24 protein-coding genes are annotated in these 25,014 nt (G+C 71.3%); 11 read left to right on the top strand and 13 right to left on the bottom strand.

All coding sequences use genetic code 11. From position 1 onward, the window contains the following. The 7 genes from ACZ4Z4_RS10800 to ACZ4Z4_RS10770 all read left to right on the top strand — a co-directional run bounded on the left by ACZ4Z4_RS10800 (position 1) and on the right by ACZ4Z4_RS10770 (position 6,641). Positions 1–1,374 (top strand): sulfate adenylyltransferase subunit 1, encoded by a 1,374-nt coding sequence (locus ACZ4Z4_RS10800; protein ID WP_468325140.1) that lies wholly within the window; start codon positions 1–3, stop codon positions 1,372–1,374. Between the two features lie 220 nt (positions 1,375–1,594). Beyond that, positions 1,595–2,698 (top strand): aliphatic sulfonate ABC transporter substrate-binding protein, encoded by a 1,104-nt coding sequence (locus tag ACZ4Z4_RS10795; RefSeq protein ID WP_468325137.1) that lies wholly within the window; start codon positions 1,595–1,597, stop codon positions 2,696–2,698. 36 nt (positions 2,699–2,734) lie between these two features. Beyond that, on the top strand, positions 2,735–3,526 hold the full coding sequence (locus ACZ4Z4_RS10790) for an ABC transporter ATP-binding protein (RefSeq protein WP_468325134.1): 792 nt from the start codon (positions 2,735–2,737) through the stop codon (positions 3,524–3,526). Continuing rightward, the gene (locus ACZ4Z4_RS10785; protein WP_468325131.1) at positions 3,513–4,421 is read left to right on the top strand and encodes an ABC transporter permease; all 909 of its coding nucleotides are present in this window, start codon (positions 3,513–3,515) and stop codon (positions 4,419–4,421) included. Before ACZ4Z4_RS10790 ends, ACZ4Z4_RS10785 begins: the two co-directional genes overlap by 14 nt. Before the next feature lie 5 nt (positions 4,422–4,426). Beyond that, complete coding sequence (locus ACZ4Z4_RS10780; RefSeq protein ID WP_468325128.1) at positions 4,427–5,200, top strand: sirohydrochlorin chelatase; 774 nt, start codon at positions 4,427–4,429, stop codon at positions 5,198–5,200. Positions 5,201–5,211: 11 nt separating this feature from the next. Beyond that, positions 5,212–6,069 (top strand): SCO6745 family protein, encoded by an 858-nt coding sequence (locus ACZ4Z4_RS10775; protein WP_468325125.1) that lies wholly within the window; start codon positions 5,212–5,214, stop codon positions 6,067–6,069. 56 nt (positions 6,070–6,125) lie between these two features. After that, positions 6,126–6,641: a GNAT family N-acetyltransferase gene (locus tag ACZ4Z4_RS10770; RefSeq protein WP_468325122.1), complete on the top strand. Its 516-nt coding sequence runs from the start codon at positions 6,126–6,128 to the stop codon at positions 6,639–6,641. Between the two features lie 16 nt (positions 6,642–6,657). Here the strand turns inward: ACZ4Z4_RS10770 and ACZ4Z4_RS10765 are convergent, their stop codons facing one another. The 7 genes from ACZ4Z4_RS10765 to ACZ4Z4_RS10735 form a co-directional block, all read right to left on the bottom strand. Further along, positions 6,658–7,314 carry a DsbA family protein gene (locus tag ACZ4Z4_RS10765; protein WP_468325119.1) on the bottom strand — a complete coding sequence of 219 codons (657 nt, stop codon included), beginning with the start codon at positions 7,312–7,314 and terminating at the stop codon, positions 6,658–6,660. A gap of 66 nt (positions 7,315–7,380) precedes the next feature. Beyond that, positions 7,381–7,749 carry a nuclear transport factor 2 family protein gene (locus ACZ4Z4_RS10760; RefSeq protein WP_468325117.1) on the bottom strand — a complete coding sequence of 123 codons (369 nt, stop codon included), beginning with the start codon at positions 7,747–7,749 and terminating at the stop codon, positions 7,381–7,383. Further along, on the bottom strand, positions 7,742–8,293 hold the full coding sequence (locus ACZ4Z4_RS10755; RefSeq protein WP_468325114.1) for a DUF1697 domain-containing protein: 552 nt from the start codon (positions 8,291–8,293) through the stop codon (positions 7,742–7,744). The genes ACZ4Z4_RS10760 and ACZ4Z4_RS10755 overlap by 8 nt, the downstream gene beginning before the upstream one ends. 73 nt (positions 8,294–8,366) lie before the next feature. After that, positions 8,367–9,575, bottom strand: a complete 1,209-nt coding sequence (locus tag ACZ4Z4_RS10750) for a S8 family peptidase (protein WP_468325112.1) — start codon at positions 9,573–9,575, stop codon at positions 8,367–8,369. Between the two features lie 365 nt (positions 9,576–9,940). Further along, on the bottom strand, positions 9,941–10,930 hold the full coding sequence (locus ACZ4Z4_RS10745; RefSeq protein ID WP_468325110.1) for a CDP-alcohol phosphatidyltransferase family protein: 990 nt from the start codon (positions 10,928–10,930) through the stop codon (positions 9,941–9,943). A 218-nt stretch (positions 10,931–11,148) separates the two neighbouring features. Next, positions 11,149–12,357: a macrolide-inactivating glycosyltransferase gene (gene mgt, locus ACZ4Z4_RS10740; protein ID WP_468325107.1), complete on the bottom strand. Its 1,209-nt coding sequence runs from the start codon at positions 12,355–12,357 to the stop codon at positions 11,149–11,151. Positions 12,358–12,416: 59 nt separating this feature from the next. Further along, positions 12,417–12,818 (bottom strand): MarR family winged helix-turn-helix transcriptional regulator, encoded by a 402-nt coding sequence (locus ACZ4Z4_RS10735; RefSeq protein ID WP_468325769.1) that lies wholly within the window; start codon positions 12,816–12,818, stop codon positions 12,417–12,419. A gap of 177 nt (positions 12,819–12,995) precedes the next feature. On the opposite strand from ACZ4Z4_RS10735, the gene ACZ4Z4_RS10730 reads away from it, so the two are divergent. Continuing rightward, entirely contained in the window at positions 12,996–14,075 is a 1,080-nt protein-coding gene (locus tag ACZ4Z4_RS10730; protein ID WP_468325105.1) for a hypothetical protein, read from the top strand. Positions 14,076–14,210: 135 nt separating this feature from the next. Here ACZ4Z4_RS10730 and ACZ4Z4_RS10725 read toward each other — a convergent pair whose 3' ends face one another. Next, positions 14,211–16,463, bottom strand: coding sequence for an MMPL family transporter (locus tag ACZ4Z4_RS10725; protein ID WP_468325102.1), 2,253 nt, complete (start codon positions 16,461–16,463; stop codon positions 14,211–14,213). Positions 16,464–16,687: 224 nt separating this feature from the next. Here ACZ4Z4_RS10725 and ACZ4Z4_RS10720 point away from each other — a divergent pair, with 224 nt between their 5' ends. Both ACZ4Z4_RS10720 and ACZ4Z4_RS10715 read left to right on the top strand, forming a co-directional pair. Then, positions 16,688–18,001 (top strand): sensor histidine kinase, encoded by a 1,314-nt coding sequence (locus tag ACZ4Z4_RS10720; RefSeq protein ID WP_468325100.1) that lies wholly within the window; start codon positions 16,688–16,690, stop codon positions 17,999–18,001. Continuing rightward, positions 17,998–18,720, top strand: a complete 723-nt coding sequence (locus ACZ4Z4_RS10715) for a response regulator (protein ID WP_468325097.1) — start codon at positions 17,998–18,000, stop codon at positions 18,718–18,720. Before ACZ4Z4_RS10720 ends, ACZ4Z4_RS10715 begins: the two co-directional genes overlap by 4 nt. 17 nt (positions 18,721–18,737) lie before the next feature. On the opposite strand, the gene ACZ4Z4_RS10710 is transcribed toward ACZ4Z4_RS10715, so the two are convergent. Genes ACZ4Z4_RS10710 through ACZ4Z4_RS10700 form a run of 3 tightly spaced genes read right to left on the bottom strand, consistent with a single transcriptional unit; the run spans position 18,738 to position 21,789 of the window. Further along, on the bottom strand, positions 18,738–20,033 hold the full coding sequence (locus tag ACZ4Z4_RS10710; protein WP_468325094.1) for an ABC transporter substrate-binding protein: 1,296 nt from the start codon (positions 20,031–20,033) through the stop codon (positions 18,738–18,740). Then, positions 20,033–20,869, bottom strand: a complete 837-nt coding sequence (locus ACZ4Z4_RS10705; RefSeq protein WP_468325092.1) for a carbohydrate ABC transporter permease — start codon at positions 20,867–20,869, stop codon at positions 20,033–20,035. Before ACZ4Z4_RS10705 ends, ACZ4Z4_RS10710 begins: the two co-directional genes overlap by 1 nt. Then, on the bottom strand, positions 20,866–21,789 hold the full coding sequence (locus tag ACZ4Z4_RS10700; protein ID WP_468325089.1) for a carbohydrate ABC transporter permease: 924 nt from the start codon (positions 21,787–21,789) through the stop codon (positions 20,866–20,868). The genes ACZ4Z4_RS10705 and ACZ4Z4_RS10700 overlap by 4 nt, the downstream gene beginning before the upstream one ends. 170 nt (positions 21,790–21,959) lie before the next feature. Here ACZ4Z4_RS10700 and ACZ4Z4_RS10695 point away from each other — a divergent pair, with 170 nt between their 5' ends. After that, the gene (locus tag ACZ4Z4_RS10695; RefSeq protein WP_468325087.1) at positions 21,960–22,823 is read left to right on the top strand and encodes a phosphotransferase enzyme family protein; all 864 of its coding nucleotides are present in this window, start codon (positions 21,960–21,962) and stop codon (positions 22,821–22,823) included. Positions 22,824–22,833: 10 nt separating this feature from the next. On the opposite strand, the gene ACZ4Z4_RS10690 is transcribed toward ACZ4Z4_RS10695, so the two are convergent. Together ACZ4Z4_RS10690 and ACZ4Z4_RS10685 are read right to left on the bottom strand one after the other, a co-directional pair. Next, on the bottom strand, positions 22,834–23,562 hold the full coding sequence (locus ACZ4Z4_RS10690) for an exonuclease domain-containing protein (RefSeq protein ID WP_468325085.1): 729 nt from the start codon (positions 23,560–23,562) through the stop codon (positions 22,834–22,836). Positions 23,563–23,674: 112 nt separating this feature from the next. Beyond that, entirely contained in the window at positions 23,675–24,916 is a 1,242-nt protein-coding gene (locus ACZ4Z4_RS10685; RefSeq protein WP_468325082.1) for an SAV2148 family HEPN domain-containing protein, read from the bottom strand. Positions 24,917–25,014 lie beyond the last annotated feature (98 nt).

Genomic DNA, 25,014 nt, shown 5'->3' with positions numbered 1-25,014 from the left:
ATGAGCAACAACAGCACCACCGAGCCGGTCCTGCCGCTCTCCACCGAGCAGCTGTCGGCCACCACCCTGCTGCGGTTCGCCACCGCCGGCTCCGTCGACGACGGCAAGTCCACCCTGGTCGGGCGCCTTCTGCACGACTCCAAGTCGGTCCTGACCGACCAGCTGGAGGCCGTGGAGCGCGTCTCGGCGAGCCGCGGCGCCGACGCGCCCGACCTGGCGCTGCTCACGGACGGCCTGCGGGCCGAGCGCGAGCAGGGCATCACCATCGACGTCGCCTACCGCTACTTCGCCACCGCCCGGCGCCGGTTCATCCTCGCCGACACCCCCGGGCACGTGCAGTACACCCGGAACATGGTCACCGGCGCGTCCACCGCCGACCTCGCCGTGGTCCTGGTCGACGCCCGCAACGGCGTCATCGAGCAGACCCGCCGGCACGCCGCCGTGGCCGCGCTCCTGCGCGTCCCGCACGTCGTGCTCGCCGTCAACAAGATGGACCTGGTCGCCTACGACGAGACCGTCTTCGCGAAGATCGCCGAGGAGTTCACCGCGTACGCGGGCGAGCTGGGCGTCCCGGAGATCACCGCGATCCCGATCTCGGCGCTGGCCGGTGACAATGTCGTCGAGCCGTCCTCGAACATGGACTGGTACGGCGGCCCCACCGTCCTGGAACACCTGGAGACCGTCCCGGTCAGCCACGACCTGGCCACCTGCCACGCCCGCCTGCCCGTCCAGTACGTGATCCGCCCGCAGACGCCCGAGCACCCCGACTACCGCGGTTACGCGGGACAGATCGCGGCCGGCGCGTTCCGGGTCGGCGAGTCCGTGACGGTGCTGCCCTCCGGGCGGAGCTCGAAGGTCGCCGGGATCGATCTGCTGGGCACCCCGGTGGACGTCGCGTGGACGCCGCAGTCCGTCACCCTCCTCCTGGAGGACGACATCGACATCTCGCGCGGCGATCTGATCGTGCCGAGCGGTGACGCCCCGCCGACCACGCAGGACGTCGAGGCGACGGTCTGCCACGTCGCGGACACCGCGCTCACCGTCGGCCAGCGGGTGCTGCTCAAGCACACCACCCGCACGGTCAAGGCGATCGTGAAGGAGATCCCGTCGCGGCTCACCCTCGACGACCTCTCCCAGCACCCCGAGCCCGGCCGGCTCGTCGCCAACGACATCGGCCGCGTGAAGGTCCGCACCGCCGAGCCGCTCGCCCTCGACTCCTACGCCGACTCGCGCCGCACCGGTTCGTTCCTGCTCATCGACCCGGCGGACGGCACGACGCTCGCGGCGGGCATGGCGGGCGACGCGTTCGCCGCGCCGGCCGACGCCGTGGCGGAGACCGGCTCCGCGGCCGACGACGAGGGCTGGGACTTCTGACCATGACCTGCGTCGACGTGTTCGCGACGTTCGCGAAGGAGGGCGGCCGCATCGGCAGCGGCGCCCTCGGCAGCGGACAGGGCGGGGTCGCGCGATGTGCGTGAAGACGTACGCGCACCGCTCGCGCGCCCACGCACCCTCCTGCGCAAGACGAAGACCTGCCGACCTCCCGGCCACGACCTGACGGCGTGAGACCGGGCCAACGAGAGGACCACCTCCCGTGCCTGCACCACGCACCCGACTCGCCGCCCTCGCGGCACTGCCCCTCCTCGCCCTGGCGCTCGGCGCCTGCGGCTACGGCTCCGAGGCGGCCGACACCGACGAGAAGTCCAAGGTCGCCGAGGGCGCCGAGAAGATCGACGGCCTGGACAGCGTGAAGATCGGCTACTTCCCGAACCTCACCCACGCCACCGCACTCGTCGGCAGCCAGGAGGGCCTGTTCCAGAAGGAGCTCGGCGGCACGGAGGCGAAGTACGCGCAGTTCAACGCGGGCCCCTCCGAGATCGAGGCGCTCAACGCGGGCTCCATCGACATCGGCTGGATCGGCCCGTCGCCCGCCATCAACGGCTACACCAAGTCGCAGGGCAAGAACCTGCGGATCATCGGCGGCTCCGCGTCCGGCGGCGTGAAGCTCGTGGTGAACCCCGAGAAGATCAAGTCCCTGGACGACGTCAAGGGCAAGAAGATAGCGACGCCGCAGCTCGGCAACACCCAGGACGTCGCCTTCCTCAACTGGATCGCCGAGCGGGGCTGGCAGGTCGACGCGGAGAGCGGCAAGGGCGACGTGTCGGTGGTCCGCACCGACAACAAGATCACCCCCGACGCCTACAGGTCCGGCTCCATCGACGGCGCGTGGGTGCCCGAGCCGACCGCGTCCAAGCTGGTCACCGAGGGCGGCAAGGTGCTGCTCGACGAGGCCGACCTGTGGCCGGACAAGAAGTTCGTGATCACGAACATCATCGTGCGGCAGGAGTTCCTCAAGGAGCACCCGAAGGTCGTCGAGGCCGTGCTGCGCGGCGCCGTGAAGACCAACGCGTGGATCGAGAAGAACCCGGAGAAGGCCAAGGCGGCCGCGAACGCACGGCTGAAGGCGGACTCCGGCAAGGCGCTGCCCGCCGAGGTGCTCGACCCGGCGTGGCAGTCGATCGAGACGACCGACGACCCGCTGGCCGCCACCCTCGAAGCGGAGGCGGACCACGCCGTCAAGGCCGGCCTCCTGGAGAAACCCGACCTCAAGGGCATCTACGACCTCCGCCCGCTGAACAAGGTTCTCAAGGCCGCGGGCGAGTCCCCGGTCGACGACGCCGGCCTCGGCGTCAAGTAGCCCAGGACCACGACCCGTTCCCAGGAGGTGACGACCATGGCATCCACCCTCGCCAAGGCCGCGGAGGACACCCGCACCACGGCCGGGCACGCCGCGCGGATCGAGCACGTCTCGAAGTCCTTCGGCGGTCCCGCCGGACCCCAGCTGGTCCTGGACGACATCACGCTCGATGTCGCGCCGGGCGAGTTCGTCACCCTCCTGGGAGCCTCCGGCTGCGGCAAGTCGACGCTGCTCAACCTGGTCGCCGGGCTCGACGAGCCGTCCGCGGGCACCATCGCGACGGACGGCCGCCCGGCCCTGATGTTCCAGGAGCACGCCCTCTTCCCGTGGCTGACCGCGGGCAAGAACATCGAGCTCGCCCTGAAGCTGCGCGGCGTGCCGAAGGCCGAGCGCCGCCCGAAGGCCGAGGAGCTCCTCGAACTCGTCCGGCTCCAGGGCGCGTACGGCAAGCGGGTGCACGAACTGTCCGGCGGCATGCGCCAGCGGGTGGCGCTCGCCCGCGCGCTGGCCCAGGACAGCCGGCTGCTGCTGATGGACGAGCCGTTCGCGGCGCTGGACGCCATCACGCGCGACGTGCTGCACGACGAGCTGACCCGCATCTGGCGCGAGACGAACGTCTCCGTCCTCTTCGTCACGCACAACGTCCGCGAGGCCGTGCGCCTCGCCCAGCGCGTCGTGCTCCTCTCGTCGCGTCCCGGCCGGGTGGCGCACGAGTGGCGGGTCGACATCGAGCACCCGCGCCGTATCGAGGACACCGCCGTGGCGGAACTGTCCGTCGAGATCACCGAACAACTGCGTGGGGAGATCCGCCGCCATGGCCAGCACTGAGACGACAGGACCGGTCAAGGAGGCCGGGGACGGCCAGGACCTCGCCGGCCTGGAGGCGGGCCTCGACGCGCTGGAGACGAAGGCGGGCCCCGCCCGCACACCGGTGCGGCAGGTCCTCGTCCAGAAGGTGGTGCCGCCGCTCACCGCGGTCCTCCTCGTCCTGCTCGTGTGGCAGGCACTGGTCTCCTTCGAGATCGTCGACGATCCGACGAAGCTGCCCTCGCCGTCCGCGGTGTGGGACGAGGTGACCGAGGCGTGGTTGCAGGGCACGCTCCTCGACTACATCTGGACCTCCGTCTCGCGCGGCCTGCTCGGCTTCCTGATGGCCCTCGCGATCGGCACACCGCTCGGCCTGATCGTCGCGCGGGTGCGGTTCATCAGGGCCGCGCTCGGCCCGATCCTCTCCGGACTCCAGTCGCTGCCCTCGGTGGCGTGGGTGCCGCCCGCGGTGCTCTGGCTGGGCCTGGAGAACAAGATGATGTACGCGGTCATCCTGCTCGGCGCGGTCCCCTCCATCGCCAACGGCCTGGTGTCGGGCGTCGACCAGGTGCCGCCGCTGTTCCTGCGCGCGGGCCGCACGCTCGGCGCGACGGGCCTGCGCCACACCTGGCACATCGTGCTCCCTGCCGCGCTGCCCGGCTATCTCGCGGGGCTCAAGCAGGGCTGGGCGTTCTCCTGGCGCTCCCTCATGGCCGCGGAGATCATCGCGTCCTCGCCGGAGCTCGGCGTCGGACTCGGCCAGCTCCTGGAGAACGGCCGCAACGCCAGCTCCATGCCCATGATCTTCCTCGCCATCCTGCTCATCCTGATCGTGGGCATCGCCATCGACCTGCTGATCTTCAGCCCGCTGGAGCGGCGCGTGCTGCGCAGCCGCGGCCTCCTCGTGAGGAGCTGAGTCCCGTGCACCGTCCCGTCCGCCCCGTCCTCCTCGTCGTCGCCCACGGCAGCCGCGACCCGCGGCACGCCGCGACCGTGCACGCGCTGGTGCGCCGGGCGCGGTCGCTGCGCCCCGGGCTGCGGGTGGAGACGGCCTTCCTGGACTTCGACACCCCTTCCGTCCCGGGGGTGTTGGAGCGGCTCGCGGCCGAGGGCGTACGCGACGTCGTGGCGCTGCCCCTCCTCCTGACGCGGGCGTTCCACGCCAAGGCGGACATCCCCGCGGTGCTGCGCGAAGCGCCACCGGCGCTGCGTATCCGGCAGGCGGCGGTGCTCGGCCCGTCCCCGCTGCTCCTGTCCGCCCTGGAGCAGCGGCTGTACGAGGCGGGGCTCGACCCCGCCGACAAGTCCTCGACCGGGGTCGTCCTGGCCTCGGCGGGGTCGTCGGACCCGGAGGCGATCGCAGTGATCGCTGACATCGCGCGGGAGTGGCGGCACACCGGTTGGTGCGCCGTGCGGCCTGCGTTCGCCTCCGCGTCCCTGCCGCGCACGGAGGACGCCGTGCGCGAGCTGCGGGCCGTGGCCGGGGTGCGCCGGGTGGCCGTCGCGCCCTACGTCCTGGCCCCCGGCTTCCTGCCGGACCGCATCACCCGGGGCGCGGCCGGCGCCGACGTCCTCGCGGACGTCCTCGGGCCCGCGCCGGCGCTCGCCCGGCTCCTGGTACGGCGCTACGACGAGGCCTATGCGCCTGGCACCTGCCCCGTTGCTCCCCTGGCGCGGACTCCCGCACTGGCCTAGCTTGTGGGTTCATGACCCCGAGCCGATCCCGCACGCTGTGGCTGCGCACCGAACCCCTGCACGCGGTGGTCTACTTCGAGGACCGTTGCCGCGGCCTCGGCCGGGCCGTGGGCCTCAAGGGCTTCTGGATGGGCTACTTCGCGGTCCGCACCGCGCCGATGGGCCGCGTCGGCCCCGGCGTCGCCGCCGCGGCACTGGGTGTCTTCTCCCCCGGCATGGTCGCGCGGGCCCTGCCGTCCGCGTGGGAGTACGCGTCACCGGACCGCGTCGTCGAGGAGCGCGCCCGCGTCACGGCCGCCGCCCTGCGCGAACTCGTGCCGTCCGTCGGGACCTTGGCGGCCGCGGTCAACGGTCCCTTGATGGCCATGGTGGAGGACGCCCCGTCGCTCGCCCGCCCGCTGTTCGCCGCCAACCGCGACCTGGTGGACCGTGCCGACCCGGTCGAGCGGCTCTGGCAACTGTGCACCTGTGTCCGCGAGTTCCGCGGTGACGCGCATGTCGCCGTCCTCGCCGACCGCGGCCTGGACGCCCGCGAGAGCCTCGTCCTCGCCGCCGCGACCGAGCGGGTGGACGCGGCCGGCATCCGGCAGGACCGGGGCTGGACCGAGGAGGAGTGGGAGGTCTCCGTGGACCGGTTGCGCGGCCTCGGCCTGCTCGACGCGCTGGGCCGGGTCACCGACCACGGCCTCACCGAGCGGGAGCTGATCGAGGACGACACGGACCGCCTCGCGGCACGCATGCTGCGCCCGCTGCACCACAAGGAGACGGAGGCGCTCCTCGCCGCGCTGGAGCCGGCGGCCCGCCACATCCTGGACTCGGACGTCCTGCCGTTCCCGAACCCGATCGGACTGCCGCGGGCGGTCGGCTGAGCGCCGTACGGTAATTGCGTTGGCACCCCCGCACCCCGCCCCCTACCGTCACACGGATGACACCCGAACTGCGGTCCGAACGCCTCGCCCTCTCCCCTTATCTCGCCTCCGACGAGGCCGACTTCGTCGCGCTCTTCCAGGACGAGGCGGTGGGGCGCTGGTTCGGGGACGGGATGCAGAGCGAGGCGGAGGACCGGGCGCTGTTCGGCCGTATCTTCAGCCGTGTCTACGCGGAGGGGCGCTTCCCCGTGTGGGCCGTCCGGTACGAGGGCCGCTACGCCGGCCACGCCGAGGTCAAGCCCTCGCCGGAGAGCTGGCTCGACGGCCACGAGATCGTCTACGGCCTCTCCAGGGAGACCTGGGGGCTCGGGCTCGGCACCGAGCTGGCGCGGCTCCTCACCTCGTACGGGCACGAGACCCTGGGCCTGACCGAGGTGCACGCGACCGTCGACTCGGAGAACGTCCCTTCCCTCTCCGTCCTCGAACGCCTCGGTTACACGCGGCGTCGCGCGGTCCCCGAGGAGGGCGGCTCGCTCACCCTCCAGATGACGTCGCGGCGCGCCGCGGGCTGAGCCCTGCGGCCGGGTCTCAGGAGAAGTCGAGGCCGCCGGTGCGGGTGCGCTTCAACTCGAAGAAGTCCGGGTGGCCCGCGAGGACGCGGAAGCTGTCGAAGAGCCGGGCCGCCTCCTCGCCGCGCGGGATCGCGCGCAGCACGGGCCCGAACCAGACGGTGCCGTCGACGTGGATCGTCGGCGTGCCCACATAGCCGCCGGCCTCGGGGTCCTTGCCCGCGTCGTGGCTGCGGCGCAGCAGGTCGTCGTACGAGGCGTCGTGCGCCGCCGCCGCGAGCCCGGCCGGCAGCCCTAGCTCGGCCAGGGCCTGCGCGGCGACCGCTTCGAAGTCCTCGTTCCCGTCGTCGTGGACGCGGGTCCCGAAGGCGGTGTAGAGGTCGCGAAGGACCTTGTCGCCGTGCCGGTCCGCGGCGGCCGCGGCGATCCTCGTCAGGGTGAGCGAGCGGTCGACCAGGTCCCGGTACCAGTCGGGGAGTTCGTTGCCCTCGTTGTGGAAGAAGAGGCTCATCACGTGGAAGCGGACGTCGAGGGCGCGGTGGGCCTCGACCTCCAGGATCCAGCGCGAGGTGATCCAGGCGAAGGGGCAGGCCGGGTCGAAGTAGAAGTCGACCCGGGTCGGGGCGGAGGGGACGGCGGGAGCGGTGGCGCCGGGTGCGGCGTCGGGGTTCGTCATGCCCCGACACTAACCAGCGAATGGCACAGACTTCTGGGCCATTGCCGCCTCATCCGCGCGGGCCACTTACTCCTCGCTGAACGGTGTCGCCTGGTGGAACCAGAGCCGCCAGGTGCCTTCGGTACGTCGCCACAGTGAACTGCGGTGCGCGCGGCGGCCGTTGGCGTCCGTGTCGAAGGTGAGGTGCACCAGGTCGTCGGCGAGCTGGACGCCCCTCATGCGGGAGGTGGTGAAGGGGCGGGCGCCGGGCGCCGGGCTCGCGGTGAGGACCCGCATGATGGAGGCGCGGTCCCACTGCGTGCCGGAGGCGCCGAACTCGGTGAACTCCGGGTGCAGCAGCGCTCCGAAGAGTTCGGGCGACGCGCGCACCTCGGGGTCGAGGAGGCGCAGCTCGCCCTCGATGGCGGCCTCGACGGCGGCGGTGCGGTCAGCCATGGGTCATCTCCACGAGTCGCGTGACGGTGTTCCAGTTGCGGGTGGTGGCGACGACGCCCTTGGTCGGGGCGGGCCCGGCCAGCTGTTCGGCGAGCTTGGAGCGGCCGAGGCCGTCGGGCGCGTACAGGTAGAGGACGCGGTCGCCGAGGCGGAACTCCTCGGGCAGGAAGTCGGGTTGGCGGATCGCCGCGAAGCGTTCCGGGGTGACCGGCGCGGAGAAGTAGGTGGCGTGCAGCTGCTTGGGCAGCAGGTCGGCGGCGGGGAACGGGCAGGCGTCGGCCACCGCCTTCAGGTAGGCGCCGTCGCGCACGATGACGTCCACGGCGAAGCCGAAGCGCTCCTCGGTCGCCGCCCGCACCTCGGCCGCCAGGGACTCCTCGTCGCCGTGGTCCGCGGTGAAGACGGCGTTGCCGCTCTGTAGATACGTCTGTACGCCGCCGTGGCCGAGCCCCGCAAGGAGCGCCCGCAGGTCGGCCATCGGCACCTTCTTGTGGCCGCCCACGTTGATGCCGCGCAGCAGCGCCGCGTATGTCTTGATCGCCATGCGCACACGATAGAGCGGCCGCCGTGCCCCGTGGGGGTGGGCACGACGGCCGCGGCTCAGCGGGTGGCGAGGGTTACTCGACGACCTTCAGGAGCTTGTTGGGCGTGCCCTCGCTCGGGTTGGAGATCTTGTCGGGGGTGGCGCCGTCGGTCAGCGCCTTGGCGACGTCCGCGGGCTTGGCGTCCGGGTGCGCGGCGAGGTAGACGGCGGCGGCGCCCACGACGTGCGGGGTCGCCATCGACGTACCGGAGATGGTGTTGGTGGCGTCGTCACCGGTGTTCCAGGAGGACGTGATGTCCGAGCCCGGGGCGTAGATGTCCACGGCGGGGCCGTAGTTGGAGAAGTCCGACTGCTCGTCGTCCTTGGTGGAGGAGGCGACCGTGATGGCGTCCTTCACGCGGGCCGGGGAGCCCTGGGAGGCGTCGGTCGACTCGTTGCCCGCGGCCACCGCGTAGGTGACGCCCGCGTCGATGGACTTCTGGACGGCCGCGTCGAGCGCTTCGTCGGCTCCGCCGCCGAGGCTCATGTTGGCGACGGACGGGCCCTGGTGGTTCTTGGTGACCCAGTCGATGCCCGCGACGACCTGCTCGGTGGTGCCGGAGCCCTGGTCGTCGAGGACGCGGACGGCGACGATCTTCGCCTTCTTGGCGACGCCGTGCGCCTCACCGGCGATGGTGCCGGCGACGTGCGTGCCGTGGCCGTTGCCGTCGTCGGCGTTGTCGTCGTTGTCGACGGCGTCGAAGCCGGAGACGGCACGGCCGCCGAAGTCCTTGTGGCTGACGCGGACACCGGTGTCGATGACGTACGCGGTGGCGCCCTCGCCCGCGGCGTCGGGGTAGGTGTACTTCTTGTCGGCCGCGGTGTCGGCCTGGTCGATGCGGTCCAGGCCCCACGACGGCGGGTTGTCCTGGGTCGCGTCGATGGTGAACTTCTTCGACTGGACGACCTTGCCGACGGCCGGGTCGGCGGCCAGGCGCTTGGCCTCGGTCTCGCTGAGGCCCTTGGCGGAGAAGCCGTTGATCGCGGAGGAGTAGTTGCGCTTGAGCTCGCCGCCGTACTCCTCGGCCAGGTCGGACTTGCCGTCCTTGCCGACCTTCTCGTCGAGCATCACGATGTAGCTGCCGGCCACGGCGCCCTTGGCGTTCAGGCCGTACACCTTGCCCTCGGCGGGGGTGGCCGCACCGGCGAAGGAGGTCGCGAAGACGGTGACACCGACCGCGGTGGCGGCGGTGGCTATCGCGGCGGTGAGCTTCATCGTGCGGGCACGCTTGTGAGTTGCCATGAAGAGGGGTCTCCTCAGTGCTGTGTGGGGGGATGTGGGGGGTTTATTCAGCTGTTTCGCCCAGGGCCTGCCGTGGCGACAAGTTCGTCGCGGCATCCCTCTCGGGCCGGAAGATCTCCGGGTGTTGGGACGAAACCCTGTCTGATTGACGCGCGCAGATCAATACCTACATGCAGCTGTGACTTGTTCAACAAGGTTCCGTAATAACAAACCGGAACTGTGCTGCCAGGAGCGGACATCCCGGGCCACAGCACCCCCAACTCCCGGTAACAGAAGGCGTTTCGCGCCACACGCGCGACGACGCCGGACGCACTGGGGGAACCAGCTCGTCCGGCGCCGCAAGGAGGCGTACGGGCACTCGCGCCTCAGGCCGCGGCGGGGACCTTCTGCTCCTCGAAGGAGTCGATCGTCCGCGTGAAGTCACGGGTCGAGAGCAGCAGCTTGTAGATGATGGCGAGCTCGAAGACCAGCAGGAGCGCGCCCGAGACGATCGTCGCGGGAATCACCGCGTCGAAGAGCGGGCCGATCATGAAGACGCCCATCTGGAACTCGATCCCGCTCACCAGGTGCGCGCGGATGCGGTGGCGCAGCAGGAAGGAGCGGGCCCGCAGATACGCGGGGAACTTCCGCCGGAACTCCTGGTGCAGGTCGATCACCTGGGCCTTCGGACGCACCGGCGCCGTCTCCCCCTCGGCGCCGGCGTCCTGGGACGGCTGGGCGTAGGGCGCCTCGCCCGCGGCCCGTTGCAGGTCCTGCTCGATGTCCGCCGACGGGTTGTCCCGCAGCAGGTCCTCCATGAAGGCGAGCTCCGCCTCGTTCTGCGCGCGCCGCGCGGCCCGCATGCGCGACTTGATCTGCTTGCGCATGGTGTGCCGGATCTTGAAGATCTCCAGCGAGTTGATGTAGCGCAGGGTGTCGAGCGCGACGACGGCGAGCGCGAGCCAGATGTAGAGGGTGTCGCCGGTGCGGTCGTACTGGCCCCACATCAGCGCGACGCCGCACACCATGACGCGGATCCGGTCGAAGACGAAGTCCAGCCAGGCGCCGAAGACCGAGCCCTGCCCGGTGAGCCGGGCTACCTTGCCGTCCATGCAGTCGAGGATGAAGCTGAAGTGGTAGATCACCGCACCGAGGGCGAGCCACTTCCAGTCGCCGAACGCGAAACACGCCGCCGAGCCGAGCCCGAGAAGGAACGCGCCCCAGGTGATCTGGTTCGGCGTGATCCGCGTGTACTTGGCGGTGAGCCGCACGAGCGGCGTGGCGACCGGGTCGACAAGCAACACGGTCCACCACGCGTCACGCTTCTTCTCGGTGATGCGGCGCACCTCGGCGAGGGGCGGTATGTCTCGACGCATGGGGGTCAACTTCCTGGCGTTCGGCGAAAGTTCACCCCACGCTAAGAAGTGGTTCGCCCAAGGAACAAGATCTACGCTGTGCAACCTTTGACCGGGGGTAACAGTCAACCTTTCAGGGCGAGTCAATGGGGCTTCCAGCACGGTGACGCGTTATCAGAGCGTTACCGAATATCTGGGCCGCCGAGGGAACCGCGTCACACAGCGTCACGTCGGGGCCGTCAGGGCCGCGCTTTCTCCAACTCCTCCTCGATGAGGTCGGCCGCCCTGCGCGTGCCGCCCTCCGCCGCCATCGACCGCTGGATCTCCCCCAGCCTGCGGGCCACTTCGGGATCGCCCACCAGTGCGAGGACGGCCTCGCGCAGCGTCTCGGCGGTGGCCTCCTCCATCGGCACATGCCGGGCGACGCCGAGGCCCTGGAGCATGTCCGCGTTGCCGAACTGGTCGACGGCCTGCGGCACGGCCACCATCGGGGTCGCGGTGGCCAGCCCCTCCTGGCTGCCGCCCGCGCCGGCGTGGGTGATGAAGGCGTCGGCCTTTTTGAGGACGGCCAGCTGCGGCACCCAGGGGTGCACCTCTACGTTCTCCGGTACGTCCCCGAGATCGCCCGCGTCGACGTGCTTGCCGACCTGGAGCACCACGTGCCAGCCCGGCAGGTCGCCGAAGGCCTTGACGCACTCGCGGTAGAAGCCGGGCTGCTTGGTGAAGGCCGAGCCGAGCGAGACGAGCAGCACCTTCTCGCCGTCCGCGGGCCGCTCCCAGTCGCCCTGCGCCGCCCGGTCGCCCTGGCAGGCGCCGACGAAGGTGTGGACGCCCTCGTCGACCCGGTCGGCGTTCGGCTGAAGCGCCTTCGGGATCAGCACGAGTGAGCGCGGCGGCCTGCCGACGAAGGGGTCGGGGTGCTGGGTGATGCCGTTCTCGGCGAGCCAGCCGATGAAGCGGTCGTAGTACGCCCGGCCGCGCTCGGTCGCCTTCAGCTCCGCGTACATCGGTTCGGCGACCTCCTCCTCGTAACCGTCCCAGGCGACGAGGTTCGGTGAGAGGGAGATCTCCGGGACGCCCCAGCGGCGGGCGAGGACACGCGCCGGATAGGAGGTGATGTCGTACAGGACGAGGTCCGGCTCGTCCCCTTCATAGGCGCGGGCCAGCTCCGGCAGGACGTGGATCGCGTCGGCGAGGAACGGCTCGATGTTGTCGATCAGTTCGGTGCCCCAGGCCTCCGGGTCGTCGTCCGGGGAGGGCAGCGTCGTGGCGTAGGGCCGGGGCTCGGCGCCGGTCTCGGCGACCTTGTCCGCGAAGACGTGCGGGATGGCGTACGTGACGCGGTGGCCCCGCGCGACGAGCTCGCGGATCACTTCGAGGCTCGGGTTGACGTGCCCGTGGGCGGCGATCGAGAACATGGCGATGTGGGCAGGCCCGGATGAGGTCATGCCCAGACCTTAAGCGAGACGATACGTCTCGTGCAAGATCTATGTGATCCGCGCTCGCCCTACGCGGGGTTGTCGTCGGCGGCCGCCGCCTCGTTGTAGCGGAGCAGATACTCGGCGAACCGCGACAGGTCGGCCCCGCTCCACCCCGCGAGCCGCTCCTGGAAGGCGACCCGGCGGGCGGCGCCGACCTGCGCGAGGACCTCGTTGCCCCGGTCGGTCAGGTGCAGCACGTGCACCCGGTGGTCGGCCGGATCGAGCCGCCGCTCGACGAGCCCGGCCTTTTCCAGGGCACCCACCTGCCTGCTGATGGTCGATTTGTCGAGCGTGTAGTGCGCGGCGAGGTCCGTGGCCCGGCAACCCCCCTGATATTCGAGATGGCTGAGCAGCGTGAAGGACACGAGCGAGAGCTCGGGGTGCATCCGGGCGGCGGTGGCGCGCGCCCGGCGGGCGAACGCGGTCATCTCCCGCTGAATGATGTCGATGGACTCGCCCCGGGCGCCGCCCTCGGCCCCGGACCCGTCTCGATCGGTCACGATTTCTCCCTCTCCCGCGAATGGTTGTAGAGTACAACACAACGAGAGTTGTATATGCCAACCATCCCTGCCGTCGATGTCGCCGAGTAACACGGAGTCCCCCCTATGTCCGCCACCCCCGCGGAACCCGCCGCCCGACTGCGTGACGTCCTGCGCCACGTCCTCCTCCACCTGCTCACGCCCCTGCTGATGTGCCTCGGCATGGGCCTCGCCTACATGGGCGCCTTCGTGACGCCCGAGCCGAACGACATGCCGATCGCCGTCGTCGGCTCCGGGCCGCAGACCCAGGCCTTCGCGCAGACCGTCAAGGACAAGGCGGGCGACGCCCTCGACGTACGCACCCTCGGCTCGCGCGCGCAGGCCGTCGACGCGCTCAAGTCACAGGACATAGCGGGTGCCTACGTCCCCGACGCGAAGGCGCCCGAGCTGATCGTGGCGACCGCCGGATCCGACATGAGCGCGACCGCCGCGCAGAAGATCTTCACGCCCGTCGCGGCGGAGCAGGGCAGGCCGCTGAAGGTCACCGACGTGGCCGCCCCGGTCGACGACGACCCCACGGGCCAGGGCCTGTTCTTCCTGCTCGTCGCCGTGAGCATCGGCTCGTACGCGTCGGTGGCAGTGCTCGGCGCGGCGGGCGCGGGGCTGCGGATGCGGGCCCGCGCGGGGCTCGTCGTGGGTGTCTCCTTCGCCGTCAGCCTGATCGGCGCGGCGCTCGCGGGCCCGGTCTTCCACCTGGTGCACCAGGGGCTGTGGGGCGTGTGGGCCATGTGCTGGCTGTACTCGGCGGGCATCCTCTTCATCGGCGTCGGCCTCCACACGTTCCTCAAGCGCTGGACGACGCTGGCGATGATGGTGCTCTTCGTGATGCTCAACTTCACGACGTCCGGCGGGCTCTTCCGCCCCGAGCTTCAGAACGGCTTCTTCGGCTCCCTGCACGCCTTCTGGAACGGCGCGGGCTTCGTCGAGGGCATCCGCAGCCACCTCTACTTCGGCGGCCACGGACTCGGCACCCACGTCTGGACGCTGGCCGGCTGGCTGCTGCTCGGCCTGCTCGTGGTCGCCGTCGCGGCGCTCTGGGAACGGCGCGGGCGCGCCGAGGCGCCCTCGGCGACCGCGCATGCGCGGCACGCACGGGTGGCCCGGGACGCCGAGGAGGAGGAGATGGAGGAGTCGGTGGCGGTGTGACACGGGCTGCTGCGCCCCTTCAGGGGCGCGGGGAACTGCGCGCCCAGCCACGACGCCCCCGCACCCGACATACGACGAACAGGGCCCCGCACCGCCGAAGCGATGCGGGGCCCTCTCGCACGAACCGAGGTCGGACTACCTCCGGCTCGCCTCGTAGGAGTCGGTGTAGTCGGTGTAGCCGGTGTAGTGGCCGGCCGACGATTCGGCCGTCGGCCGGTGGGCGTCGACGGGGTGGTCCGCCGGGGCGTGGCGGCGGCCGTGGGGCCGACCCGACCTGCGGGGCCACCACAGGCTGTGGCCCAAGAGCGCGGCCAGGGCCGGCACCAGGACGAGGGAGAGCACCAGCGAGGAGAGGAGGATACCCAGGCCCGTGGCGAAGCCGATCTCCTGGGTGGCGGGGCTCGCGGCGAGGCTCGCGAAGGACCCCGCGAGCACGATGCCTGCCGTGGCGATGGCGGGCGCGGTGTGCCGTACCGCCTCGGCCACCGCCTGCCGGGCCGGAACCGGCTTCGCCATCTCCTCCCGGATGCGGTCGGTGATCAGGATGTTGTAGTCGGTGCCGAGGGCGACGACGAAGAGGAAGAGGACCAGGGGCAGCGTGAACGAAACCCCCGGCCGGTCGAGGCCGTGCTGGAAGAGCAGCGTGCTGGAGCCGAGCGTGGCCAGGAACCCGAGCCCCACGGCGATCATCAGCACGAGCGGGGCGAGCAGGGAGCGCAGCAGCAGGAAGAGGATGCCCGCGATCAGCAGGGCCGCGACCGGGAAGACGAGGCGCAGGTCCTTCTCGACGGCCGCCGAGATGTCGGCGAAGACGGCGGCCGTTCCCGTGACGTACGCCTCGGTGCCCTGCGGGGCGGTCCGTGCGGCCGTCTCCCTGACGGGTCCCGAGACCAGGTCGCGCGCCTTCTGCGTATCGGACTTGACGCTCAGGAACAGGTCGACCCGCGCGGCCGTGCGGTCCTTGTTGAGGACCGGCTTGCCCACCTCGCCGACACCGTCCGCCTTGGCGAGGGAGCGGGTCATGCCGGTGAGTGAACTCTTGTCGATGGCACCGCCGTCCGTGCTCCGTACGTACACGGTGTGCGGGTCGGACACGCCCGCGGGCAGGCTGCGCGAGATCTGCTCGGCGGTCCTGGTGGCGGCGGTCTCGTGCAGGCCCTGCTGGTCGTAGCTCATCTTGATGCCGAGCGCGCCCGCGCCCAGCGCGCCGAGCAGCACCAGGCTGCCGAGGGCGTACCGCAGCGGCCTGCCGCTCACCGCGTGCCCCAGGCGTGCGGTGAAGCCGTCGGTGCGCTCCTTCTTCCAGGCGCGCGCGGGCCAGAACATGCCGCGCCCGAAGAGGGCGAGGAGCGCCGGCATGAGCGTGAGGCTGGCGAGGAGCATGACGAGTACGGAGAGCGCGATGGCGGGGCCGAGGACGCGGAACTGCCCGAAGCTCGCCAGGCCCAGGGTCGCGAAGGCCGCCACGATCGTCAGCGCCGCGGACGTGATCGCGCTGCCCACCCGCCCGGTCGTCTCCGCCGCGGCCTCCCGGGCGTGCTGCCCGGGGTTGTTCCGCAGCTGTTCCCTGAACCGGAACATCAGGAAGAGGAAGTAGTCGATGCCTATGCCGATGAGGACGACACCGATCAGCGAGGGTGTCGACGCGTCGAGGTCGATGCCGAAGAGCTTCGCCGCGCCGACCACGGTGCCCGAGGCGACCCCGCCGATCAGCGCCACCGCGATCAGCGGCACGAACGCGGCCGCGAGACTGCGGAAGACCAGCACGTTCAGGAGGACGATGAGGCCCATCGTCAGGTTGCCGACGAGCTTCGCCGTGGGCTCCTCGGCCTCCGTGTCGTCCACCGTGGAGGCGATGCCGCCGGTGAAGCCGACCCGCATGTCCGCGTCGGCGAACTCGTCCTTCGCGGTGTCGCGGAACTTCTTGTAGACGTCCTGGAGCCCGGGGTCCTGCGGGTTCCCGTCGAACGACACCGTCAGGAGCCGGAAGGTCTTGTCCGGCGCCACGGCTCCCGGCGAGACGCGCGGGGTCTGGGAGTGGTCCTTCATCAGCGGATCGGGCTTCGGCGCCACGATCCGCTCCCGGCCGAGCTCCGCCGCGGTGTCCGCGATGCGCCGCTGGTCGCCCGCGGTGAGCCTGCCGCCGTCGTCCTTGGCGACGAGCACGGTGAGGGCATTGGGGTCGGGCTTGGTGCCGAACTCGTCCTCCGCGATGCGCAGCGCCACCGCCGAGTCGTACTTCTTGGGCAGGAAGTCCCCGGCCTGGGAGTCGGTGACGTCGTACATCATCGTCTGCCCCACGAACGACAGTGCCGCTCCGAGGACGGTCCAGACGACGATGGTCAGCCATCGGTGCCTGGTGGAGAAAGAGGTCAGCTTGCGGATCATGCCAACAGGTCATCACGCGGAACCCGCCGGGAGCGTCGGCCGCCGGGAGGGGACGCGCCCGTGACCGTGGTCCGGTACGGCGGCGCGGACAGTACTCCAGTACTGGTCCGAAGAACCGCCTCCGCGCGGATCACCGGCCCTCGCGGCCGCGATGTAATGGTGCGGAGAGACGGGACATCGGAGCCCGACGCACTGGTTCGACTGTTCGACTTGGAGGCGCCCGGATGGGCCGCGACTTCTTCCCGCCGGTACCGCCCACGGGCCGGACCCGGCCGACGCCGGGTGATGTGGCGGTCGCCGTCGTCGCGGTGGGGCTCGACGTGCTGGCGTACTGCGCCCCGGGCGAGGAGGGCACGGGGGCGCCCGTCACGGTGGCGGGTCTCCTGCTGGTCGTCGTCTCCCTGGGCCCGCTGCTCTACAGACGCCAGTACCCCGTGCCGGTGCTCGGCGCGGTCCTCGTGGTGCAGCTGGCCGTCAACCTGGGGCTGGTCGTCGACCCGGGCACGCCGATGACGAACAGCTACGGCGGCGCCGTCGCGGTCGGCCTCTACACCGTGGCCAGGTACAGCGGGCGGCGTGCCGTCGCGCTGTCGATCGTGGCCACCGCGCCCGTGCAGATCGCACGGTACTGGCACAACGACGTGCCGTTCCTGGGAGTGGGCCTCACCGACGTACTGGTCACGCCCTGCCTCATCGTCGCCATCAGCCTGGCCGTGCGGCAGTGGAAGCGGCAGCTGGAGATCAACCGGAAGCTGCTCGCCGACCGCGCGGTGACCGAGGAGCGCCGCCGCATCGCGCGGGAGCTCCACGACATCGTGGCCCACCACATCACCACCATGTACCTGATGTCGGGCGGTGCCAGGTCGACCCTGGACCGCGACCCCGAGACGGCCCGCGAGGCGCTGGTGACGCTGGAGGAGTCCGGCCGCACCGCTCTCCAGGAGATGCGGCAGCTCCTCGGGGTGCTGCGCAGCACCGACACGCTGGAGGAGGCGCCGTCGGAGCCCCAGCCCGGGGTGGACGGCATCGAGCGGCTCGTCGCCGATTCGGGCGCCGCGGGCCTGCCGGCCGAACTCCACGTCACCGGGCCGGCCCGCCCGGTGCCGATGACCGTCGGGCTGACCCTCTACCGCGTCGTGCAGGAGGCGTTGACCAACGCCCGCAAGCACGCGGGGCCCGCCCGCGCGACGGTGCGGCTCGCCTACCACCCGGACCGCGTCACCGTGGAGGTGACCGATGACGGCGCCGGGGCCACCGCGGGCAGGGGGCCCGGCGGGGGTGTCACCGGCAGCGGATACGGTCTTCTCGGCATGCGGGAACGCATCGCTCTGCACGACGGTTCCCTGCGCGTCGGCAGCCGGAGGGAAGGCGGGTTCGAGGTGGTCGCGAGCGTGCCGCTGCCCGCCGACGCCCACGCCCACGCGGCCGACAGTGCTCACTCTCCTGTGAGCGCTGGTATCCCTGAGGCCGCTGGTACCTCCGACGCTGCTGGTACCGCCGGCATCTCCGGCACACACGACAAGGACGGGACACGATGACCTCCACCGAGCCCCAAGAGGGTGGCGCGTCCGAGCGGATCACCGTGCTCATCGCGGACGACCAGCCCCTCGTGCGCCGTGGCCTGTCGCTCATCCTGCGCTCCGACCCCGCCGTCGAGGTCGTCGGCGAGGTGGGCGACGGCGAGCAGGCCATCGCGGCGGCGCGCGAACTGCGTCCGGACGTGATCCTGATGGACATCCGCATGCCGGTGCTCGACGGGGTCAGGGCCACCGAGCGCCTGGCCGCCGAGCTGCCCGGGTGCCGGGTCCTCGCGCTCAGCACCTTCGACATGGACGAGCACGTGGTCGGCGCCCTGCGGGCCGGGGCCTCGGGGTTCCTGCCCAAGGACGTCTCCCCGGAGGAGCTGGTCGCCGCGCTGCGCACCGTCCACCGGGGCGAGGCCGTCGTCGCCCCTCGGCTGCTGACCCGGCTGCTGGCCACCTTCGTGACCCCGGCGCCGACCCCGGCCCCGGCCTCGCGCCCGTCGGCCGGGGGCCTCTCCGGGCTGACCCCGCGCGAGGTCGAGGTGCTGCGGCTGATCGCCGCGGGCCTCGACAACGCCGAGATCGCCCGGCAGATGGCGATCGGCGTCCAGACCGTGAAGAACTACGCCACCGGCATCTTCGCCAAGCTGGGCGTCCGCGACCGCGCGCAGGCGGTCATCGTCGCCTACGAGACGGGGCTCGTGCGGGCGGGCCAGGGCAGCGCCTACCGCTGATACCGCCGGGGCAGCGCCTACCGCTGATACCGCGCGAGCACCAGATTGCCGTCCTTCACCAGGCGTTTCCTGAGCTCGTCGAGGTCGATCGCCCCGCTGTAGTACTCCTGGAGCGCGGGCGTCGCGACTTTGTCCTTCCACTCCGGGTAGCCGCGCACCGTCTGCGCGGGGGCCGGGCGCAGGTGCTCGGCGAGGGCGGTGCCCGCGGCCCAGTCGTCCTTCTCGGTGCGCAGGGCGGGGTCCTTCAGCGCCTCCTTGCCGGTCGGCAGCATCCAGTCGCCGCGCGCGAGCTTCACCATGTTGTCCGGCTGGAGGAAGAAGTCGATGAACGCAACCGCCTCCTTCTTGTGCGGGCTGTCCTCGGAGACGGACAGGGTCTGCGGGCTGACGCCCTGCGCGAGCCCCTCCTCGCCCGCCGGCGCGGGCAGCACCTGCCAGTCGAAGCCCTCGGGCGCCTGCTGGACGATCTGCTGGCGGTACGAGAAGCCGAGCGGGACCATCGCGTACTTGCCGCCGAAGAAGCCGGGCAGCGTGTCGGAGCCGCCCATGCCGAGGGTCGTGGCCGACGCGCTCCTGTCCTCGTTGACCTGGTCGTGGACCGTGCGCGGCATGATCGCGTCGGCCGCGCCGAAGCGGACGTCGACCTTGCCGTCCGCGCCCCGGTGGAACATCTTCCCGCCGGTGGACAGCGAGAGGTTGAGCGTCGCGGAGACCGGCTCCTTGAGCGGCCAGGCGACGCCGTACTTCCCGTCCTCGCCGTCGCCGAGCTCCTTGGTGATCCTGCGGAACTCCGGCCAGCTCCACGGCTTCTCGGGCGTCGGGATCCGTACGCCCGAGTTCTTCAGCCACTTCGCGTTGGCGATCAGGACGCGCGGCTCCTGGAGGAACGGCACGCCGTAGACCTTGCCCCGGAAGGTCGTCGTCTCCCAGCTGCGCCGCGGGATGTCGGACTTGAGGCGCTCGGGGAGCAGCTCACCGACGTCCGCGAGATAGCCGCCGTACGCGAAGTCGGCGAGGTCGTCCGACGCGTCATGGATGATGTCCGGCGCCTCGCCGCCCTCGAAGGAGGTGAGCAGCTGGTCGTGGACGCTGTCCCAACTGCCCTGGACGTACTCGACCTCGATGTCCGGATGGGTGGCGTTCCACTCCTCGACGAGCGCCTTGTTGGCGTCGACGGACTCCTTCTGCCAGGCGAGGGACTGGAACTGGAGAGTGATCTTCCCGTCGTCCTCGCCGGAGTCGCCGCTGCACCCGGTGAGCAGCAGCGCGAGCGCGGTCGCGGTGGCCGCGAGGAGCCGTGGTGCCGTACGCATCACGCCTTCACCGCCCCGGCCAGCATGCCGCCCGTGATCCGCTTCTGGATGATCGCGAAGATGACCAGCGAGGGGATGGTCGCGAGGAACGCCGCCGCGGCGAGCGGCCCGAGGTCGGCGACGCCCTCCGAGCCGATGAAGCGGTTGAGGATGACCGGCAAGGTCTGCTTCTCCGGGGTCTTGAGCAGGACGAGTGCGAAGAAGAACTCGTTCCACGCGGTGATGAAGGCGAACATCGCCGTGGCCACGATGCCGGGCGCGAGCAGCGGCGCGACGACCGACACGAACGTCCGCACCCTGCTCGCGCCGTCCACCGCCGCGGCCTCCTCCAGCTCGGCGGGGACCGCGCGGACGTACCCGACGAGCATCCACAGCGCGAACGGCAGCGACCACACCACGTACACCATGATCAGTCCGGTCAGGGAGTTGATCAGGTGCAGGTTCTTCAGGATCAGGAAGAGCGGGATGATGATCAGGACGAACGGGAACGCCTGGCTGACCACCACCCATCCGGTGGCCGCCTTCGCCAGGCGGCTGCGGTGCCTGGCCATGACGTAGGCCATCGGGGTCGCGATGACGACCGCGATCAGGGCCGCGCTGAGCGCCGCGATCAGGGAGTTGCCCGCGGCCCGCAGGAGCGGCTGCTCGTCGAAGGCCTGCCGGAAGTTCTCCAGGGTCGGATCCTTCGGGATCCAGGTGGGGTGCAGGCTGCCGAGCTCCCGGGCGGGCTTGAAGGCCGTGGAGATCAGCCAGAGGAACGGGAAGGCGAGGAAGACCAGATAGGCGGCGAGTGCCACGTACTGCGCGGCGCGCGTCGACTTCTTCGTGCGCATCATGCCTCGTCGCCTCCCTTCAGTCGGCCGACGAGGTAGACGGCGAGGATCACGGAGATCACCGCGACCATCACGCAGCCCATGGCGGCGGCGTAGCCGAACTGGCCGTAGCGGAAGGCCTCTTCGTAGGCGAAGAGCATGGGCAGGCGGGTGCGGCCGCCGGGGCCGCCCTGGGTGAGGACGTAGACCAGGGCGAAGGAGTTGAAGTTCCAGATGAAGTTGAGCGCCGTGATGGCGAGGGCGATCGGCTTGATCGCGGGCCAGGTGACGGTGCGGAACCGGCGCCAGGCGCCCGCACCGTCCATCGCGGCCGCCTCGTGCAGTTCCCGCGGGGTGTTCTGAAGTCCGGCGAGGAGCGCGACGGTGGTCTGCGGCATGCCCGCCCAGATACCGACGACGATCACGGCGAGGAGCGCGGTGGCCGTGCCCGTCAGCCAGTCCTTGCCGTCGCCGAGGCCGAGGTCGGAGAGTGTTTCGTTGAGCACGCCCGCGTCCGGGTGGTAGACGAGCCGCCACATGATGCCGACGACCACCTCGGGCATCGCCCAGGGGATGATCGCGAGCGCCCGCGCCAGCCAGCGCATCCGCAGCGGCTGGTTGAGCAGGAGGGCGAGGCCGAGGGCGAGGAAGAACTGCGGCACCGTGACGCCGAACGCCCAGAGCAGGCCGATCCTGAACGAGTCCCAGAACAGCGTGTCGTGCAGCAGGTCCTGGAAGTTGAGGGCGCCGATCCACTGGGTGGGTTCGGTGCGGCCCGACTGGGAGTCGGTGAAGGCCAGCGCGATGCCGTAGAGGAGCGGGCCGACGCTGAGGACGAGGATCGGGATCAGCGCGGGCAGCACGAGGAACCACGCGCCGTGGTCCGCGACCGTGCGTCCCGGCTTCCCTCTCGCTGACCGCTTCGTCGCGGTCGCCCATGTCACGGAATCGGCTCCTTCGGGCGGCTTGTGCGGGTCCGGCCGCCCCGGCGGCCCCCGTCATCGTGCTGATGTGATCTTGGTACGTCAAGCAGCTGCGCGCCCTCGCACGCCGGTTGGCCTGTGCGAATGCGAGACTGTCGGGCGAACGGGGCAACGGGTGTGGGAGGCACGGAATGGACGAGGCGCGGGCGCGGGACGTACTGGACGCGGCGGAGCTGCCGGTTCCGGTGAGCGGGGCCCGGCTGCTCGCGCTCGGCGAGAACGCGGTGTTCGCCGTCGGCGAGCTGGTCGTCAAGGTCGGCCGCGCCGCCCCCGAACTCCTCGCGCGGGCGCGGCGCGAGCTGGCGGTCGCCGCGTGGCTGGAGAAGGCCGGCGTCCCCGCCGTGCGGGCCGCCGAGACCGAGGCGCGCCTGGTGGACGGCCATCCGGTGACGCTCTGGCACCGGCTCCCGGATGCCGTGCGCCCCGCGGAGCCGCGCGATCTGGCGGCGCTCATCCGTCGCGTGCACGAACTGGACTCCCCCTCCTTCGAGCTCCCGCGCCGCGAACTGCTCGGCGGTGTGGAGCGGTGGCTGCGACTCGCCGGTGACGCGATCGATCCGGCCGACGCGGACTATCTGCGCGAGCGCAGGGACGGGTTCGCCGTCGCCGCGGCGGCGCTGACCCCGCGTCTCACGCCGGGACCCGTCCACGGCGACGCGCTGCCCCGCAACGTCCTGGTCGGCCCCGGCGGGCCGGTGCTCGTGGACCTGGAGACGTTCTCCTCCGATCTGCGGGAGCACGATCTCGTCGTCATGGCGCTCTCCCGCGATCGGTACGGGCTCGCGCCGGAGGCGTACGACGGGTTCGTCTCCGTCTACGGGTGGGACGTGCGGGAGTGGGAGGGCTGCGGGGTGCTGCGTGGCGCCCGGGAGACGGCCAGCTGCGCGTGGGTCGCGCAGCACGCGCCCGCCAATCCGAAGGCGCTCGTCGAGTTCCGTCGGCGCGTGGCGTCGCTCCGGGACGGCGACCCGACCGTCCGCTGGTACCCCTTCTGAAGCCCTATACCTAGGCCTGGCCCTGGTCCTGGTCCTTGACCCGCAAGGGCCACACCCCGTCCACCACCGCGTCCGGATTGCCCTTCTTGCGCAGGAAGTTCTGGAAGTCCGCCGCCCACTCCGCGTACCACTCGATCTGGCGGCGGTGCAGGTCCGCCGGGCCGAGGGACGCGACCTTCGGGTGGCGGTCGGCTATCGCGCAGGCGAGGCGGGCCGCCGCCTGGGCGTCGGCCGCGGCGTCGTGGGCGGCCTCCAGGAGCACGCCGTACTCCGTGCAGACCGCTTCGAGGTTCCGCTTGCCTCTGCGGTAACGGTCCACGGCGCGGTCGATCGTGTACGGATCGATCACCGGGCCCGGGTCGATGCCGCCGAGGCGGTCGCTGAGGGACGGCAGTCCGTACCTCCGGAGTTCGGCGGTCAGGAGGCTCAGGTCGAAGACCGCGTTGTACGCCACGACCGGGACGCCCGATTGCCAGTACGAGGTGAGGACGCCGGCGAGCGCGTCCGCGACCTCGTCGGCGGGCCGGCCCTCGGCCGCCACCCGCTCGTCCGTGATGCCGTGCACGGCCACCGCCCCGGCGGGGATCGGGACCCCCGGGTCCGCGAGCCAGGTGCGACGCCCCAGCGTCTCGCCGGCCTTGACCTCGATGACGGCGCCGGTGACGATGCGCGCCTCGCTCGGGTCCGTCCCCGTCGTCTCCAGGTCGAAACCGATCAGCAGCTCCTGGTGCCAGCCCATGGCCGCCCCCTTCTTCGTGGTGCTTTCCCCCAGTGACCACCACGATCCCATGCGCCACTGACAATCCGAGGATCGCATTCCGCTTCTGCCGGCCGGGCGGCTGCCCCGGCGGTCAGGACACCGGCCGCGAGTCCGCCCAGGCCAGCTCGAACTCCTCGCGGTATGTAGTGAAAAGCCCGCTCTCGCCCGGATCGCCCGACTTCACCACCCGGCTGCCGCCCCGCAGCACCAGGACCGGCGCCTCCATCCCGCGGGTCCTGCGCAGATACGACTGGACGACGGCGATGCCGTCCGCGCCGTCCCCGTCGACCAGGTACGCGGTGAACCGGGGCGTCTCGTCGAAGACCTGGATCTCGAAGGCGCCCGGATCCCGCAGGCGCGCCCTGACCCGGCGCATGTGCAGGATGTTCATCTCGACGGAACGGCTCAACTCGCCCTTCTTTATCCCCAGTTCACGCTCCCGGCGCTTGACCGAGCTGCTCGCCGGGTTGAGGAAGAGCAGCCGCACCCGGCAGCCCGACTCGGCGAGCCGGACCAAGCGGCGCCCGGAGAAGTTCTGCACGAGGAGGTTGAGGCCGATGCCGATCGCGTCGAGGCGGCGGGCGCCGCCGAAGATGTCCTCGGCGGGGAACTGCCGCAGGAGCCGCACCCGGTCCCCGTACACGCCCACCACGTCCGCGTACCGGTCGCCGACCAGGTCCTCGACGGCGTCGACGGGCAGGCGGCGCGCGGAGGGCGTGTCGGTGCCCGAGCCGAGCATGTCCAGGAGCCTGGCCGAGGCGCGCTCCGCCTGGGCGAGGACCGCCTCGGAGAGGGCACGGTTGCGGGAGACGACGTTCCGGGTGACCTCCAGCTCGTCGAGGGCGAGCTCGACGTCACGGCGGTCGTCGAAGTACGGCTCGAAGCAGGGCCAGTGCTGCACCATCAGCTCACGCAGCTGCGGCAGCGTGAGGAAGCTGAGGACGTTGTCGTCGGCCGGGTCCAGCAGGTATCCCTTGCGGCGGCTCACCTCGCGCACGGCGACGGCCCGCTGCACCCACTCCTGCCCGGCGGGGCCCGCCGCGGCGACGACCCAGTCGTCGGCGTGGACGGGTTCGTAGACGGGACGCAGAACAGCGGCCACGACCGCGCGCAGCCGCTGCTCCACCAGATTCAGCCAGATGTAGGCCCGCCCGGCGCGCTGGGCACGCGTACGGACCTCGCGCCAGGCGTCGGCGTCCCAGTCCAGTTCGGGTCCGATCTGGGATCCCATCTCCATCGGCCGGGCCAGCGACACCGCTCCAGCGGGTACGTCCGCGGAGCTCCCCTCGTGACCCTCGTCACCAGGGGGCAGCCCCCGACCACCCGAGCTCACCCGCGCACCGCCTTCCGCTCCCGGACACTCCCCCGGTCAACGATCAAGGAAGGGTACTCCGGGAGCGGCAGGAGGTGCAGCCCGATGGGCAGGGTGGT

This window comes from Streptomyces sp. NPDC030245 (assembly GCF_055572995.1).
This window is presented reverse-complemented; position numbering and strand designations above follow the sequence as displayed.

Coding starts and splice junctions, on each gene's coding strand:
- ACZ4Z4_RS10800 (WP_468325140.1), top strand. CDS start 1: ATGAGCAACAACAGCACCACCGAGCCGGTCCTGCCGCTCTCCACCGAG.
- ACZ4Z4_RS10790 (WP_468325134.1), top strand. CDS start 2,735: ATGGCATCCACCCTCGCCAAGGCCGCGGAGGACACCCGCACCACGGCC.
- ACZ4Z4_RS10785 (WP_468325131.1), top strand. CDS start 3,513: ATGGCCAGCACTGAGACGACAGGACCGGTCAAGGAGGCCGGGGACGGC.
- ACZ4Z4_RS10775 (WP_468325125.1), top strand. CDS start 5,212: ATGACCCCGAGCCGATCCCGCACGCTGTGGCTGCGCACCGAACCCCTG.
- ACZ4Z4_RS10770 (WP_468325122.1), top strand. CDS start 6,126: ATGACACCCGAACTGCGGTCCGAACGCCTCGCCCTCTCCCCTTATCTC.
- ACZ4Z4_RS10765 (WP_468325119.1), bottom strand. CDS start 7,314: ATGACGAACCCCGACGCCGCACCCGGCGCCACCGCTCCCGCCGTCCCC.
- ACZ4Z4_RS10760 (WP_468325117.1), bottom strand. CDS start 7,749: ATGGCTGACCGCACCGCCGCCGTCGAGGCCGCCATCGAGGGCGAGCTG.
- ACZ4Z4_RS10755 (WP_468325114.1), bottom strand. CDS start 8,293: ATGGCGATCAAGACATACGCGGCGCTGCTGCGCGGCATCAACGTGGGC.
- ACZ4Z4_RS10750 (WP_468325112.1), bottom strand. CDS start 9,575: ATGGCAACTCACAAGCGTGCCCGCACGATGAAGCTCACCGCCGCGATA.
- ACZ4Z4_RS10745 (WP_468325110.1), bottom strand. CDS start 10,930: ATGCGTCGAGACATACCGCCCCTCGCCGAGGTGCGCCGCATCACCGAG.
- mgt (WP_468325107.1), bottom strand. CDS start 12,357: ATGACCTCATCCGGGCCTGCCCACATCGCCATGTTCTCGATCGCCGCC.
- ACZ4Z4_RS10735 (WP_468325769.1), bottom strand. CDS start 12,818: ATGACCGCGTTCGCCCGCCGGGCGCGCGCCACCGCCGCCCGGATGCAC.
- ACZ4Z4_RS10730 (WP_468325105.1), top strand. CDS start 12,996: ATGTCCGCCACCCCCGCGGAACCCGCCGCCCGACTGCGTGACGTCCTG.
- ACZ4Z4_RS10725 (WP_468325102.1), bottom strand. CDS start 16,463: ATGATCCGCAAGCTGACCTCTTTCTCCACCAGGCACCGATGGCTGACC.
- ACZ4Z4_RS10720 (WP_468325100.1), top strand. CDS start 16,688: ATGGGCCGCGACTTCTTCCCGCCGGTACCGCCCACGGGCCGGACCCGG.
- ACZ4Z4_RS10715 (WP_468325097.1), top strand. CDS start 17,998: ATGACCTCCACCGAGCCCCAAGAGGGTGGCGCGTCCGAGCGGATCACC.
- ACZ4Z4_RS10710 (WP_468325094.1), bottom strand. CDS start 20,033: ATGCGTACGGCACCACGGCTCCTCGCGGCCACCGCGACCGCGCTCGCG.
- ACZ4Z4_RS10705 (WP_468325092.1), bottom strand. CDS start 20,869: ATGATGCGCACGAAGAAGTCGACGCGCGCCGCGCAGTACGTGGCACTC.
- ACZ4Z4_RS10695 (WP_468325087.1), top strand. CDS start 21,960: ATGGACGAGGCGCGGGCGCGGGACGTACTGGACGCGGCGGAGCTGCCG.
- ACZ4Z4_RS10690 (WP_468325085.1), bottom strand. CDS start 23,562: ATGGGCTGGCACCAGGAGCTGCTGATCGGTTTCGACCTGGAGACGACG.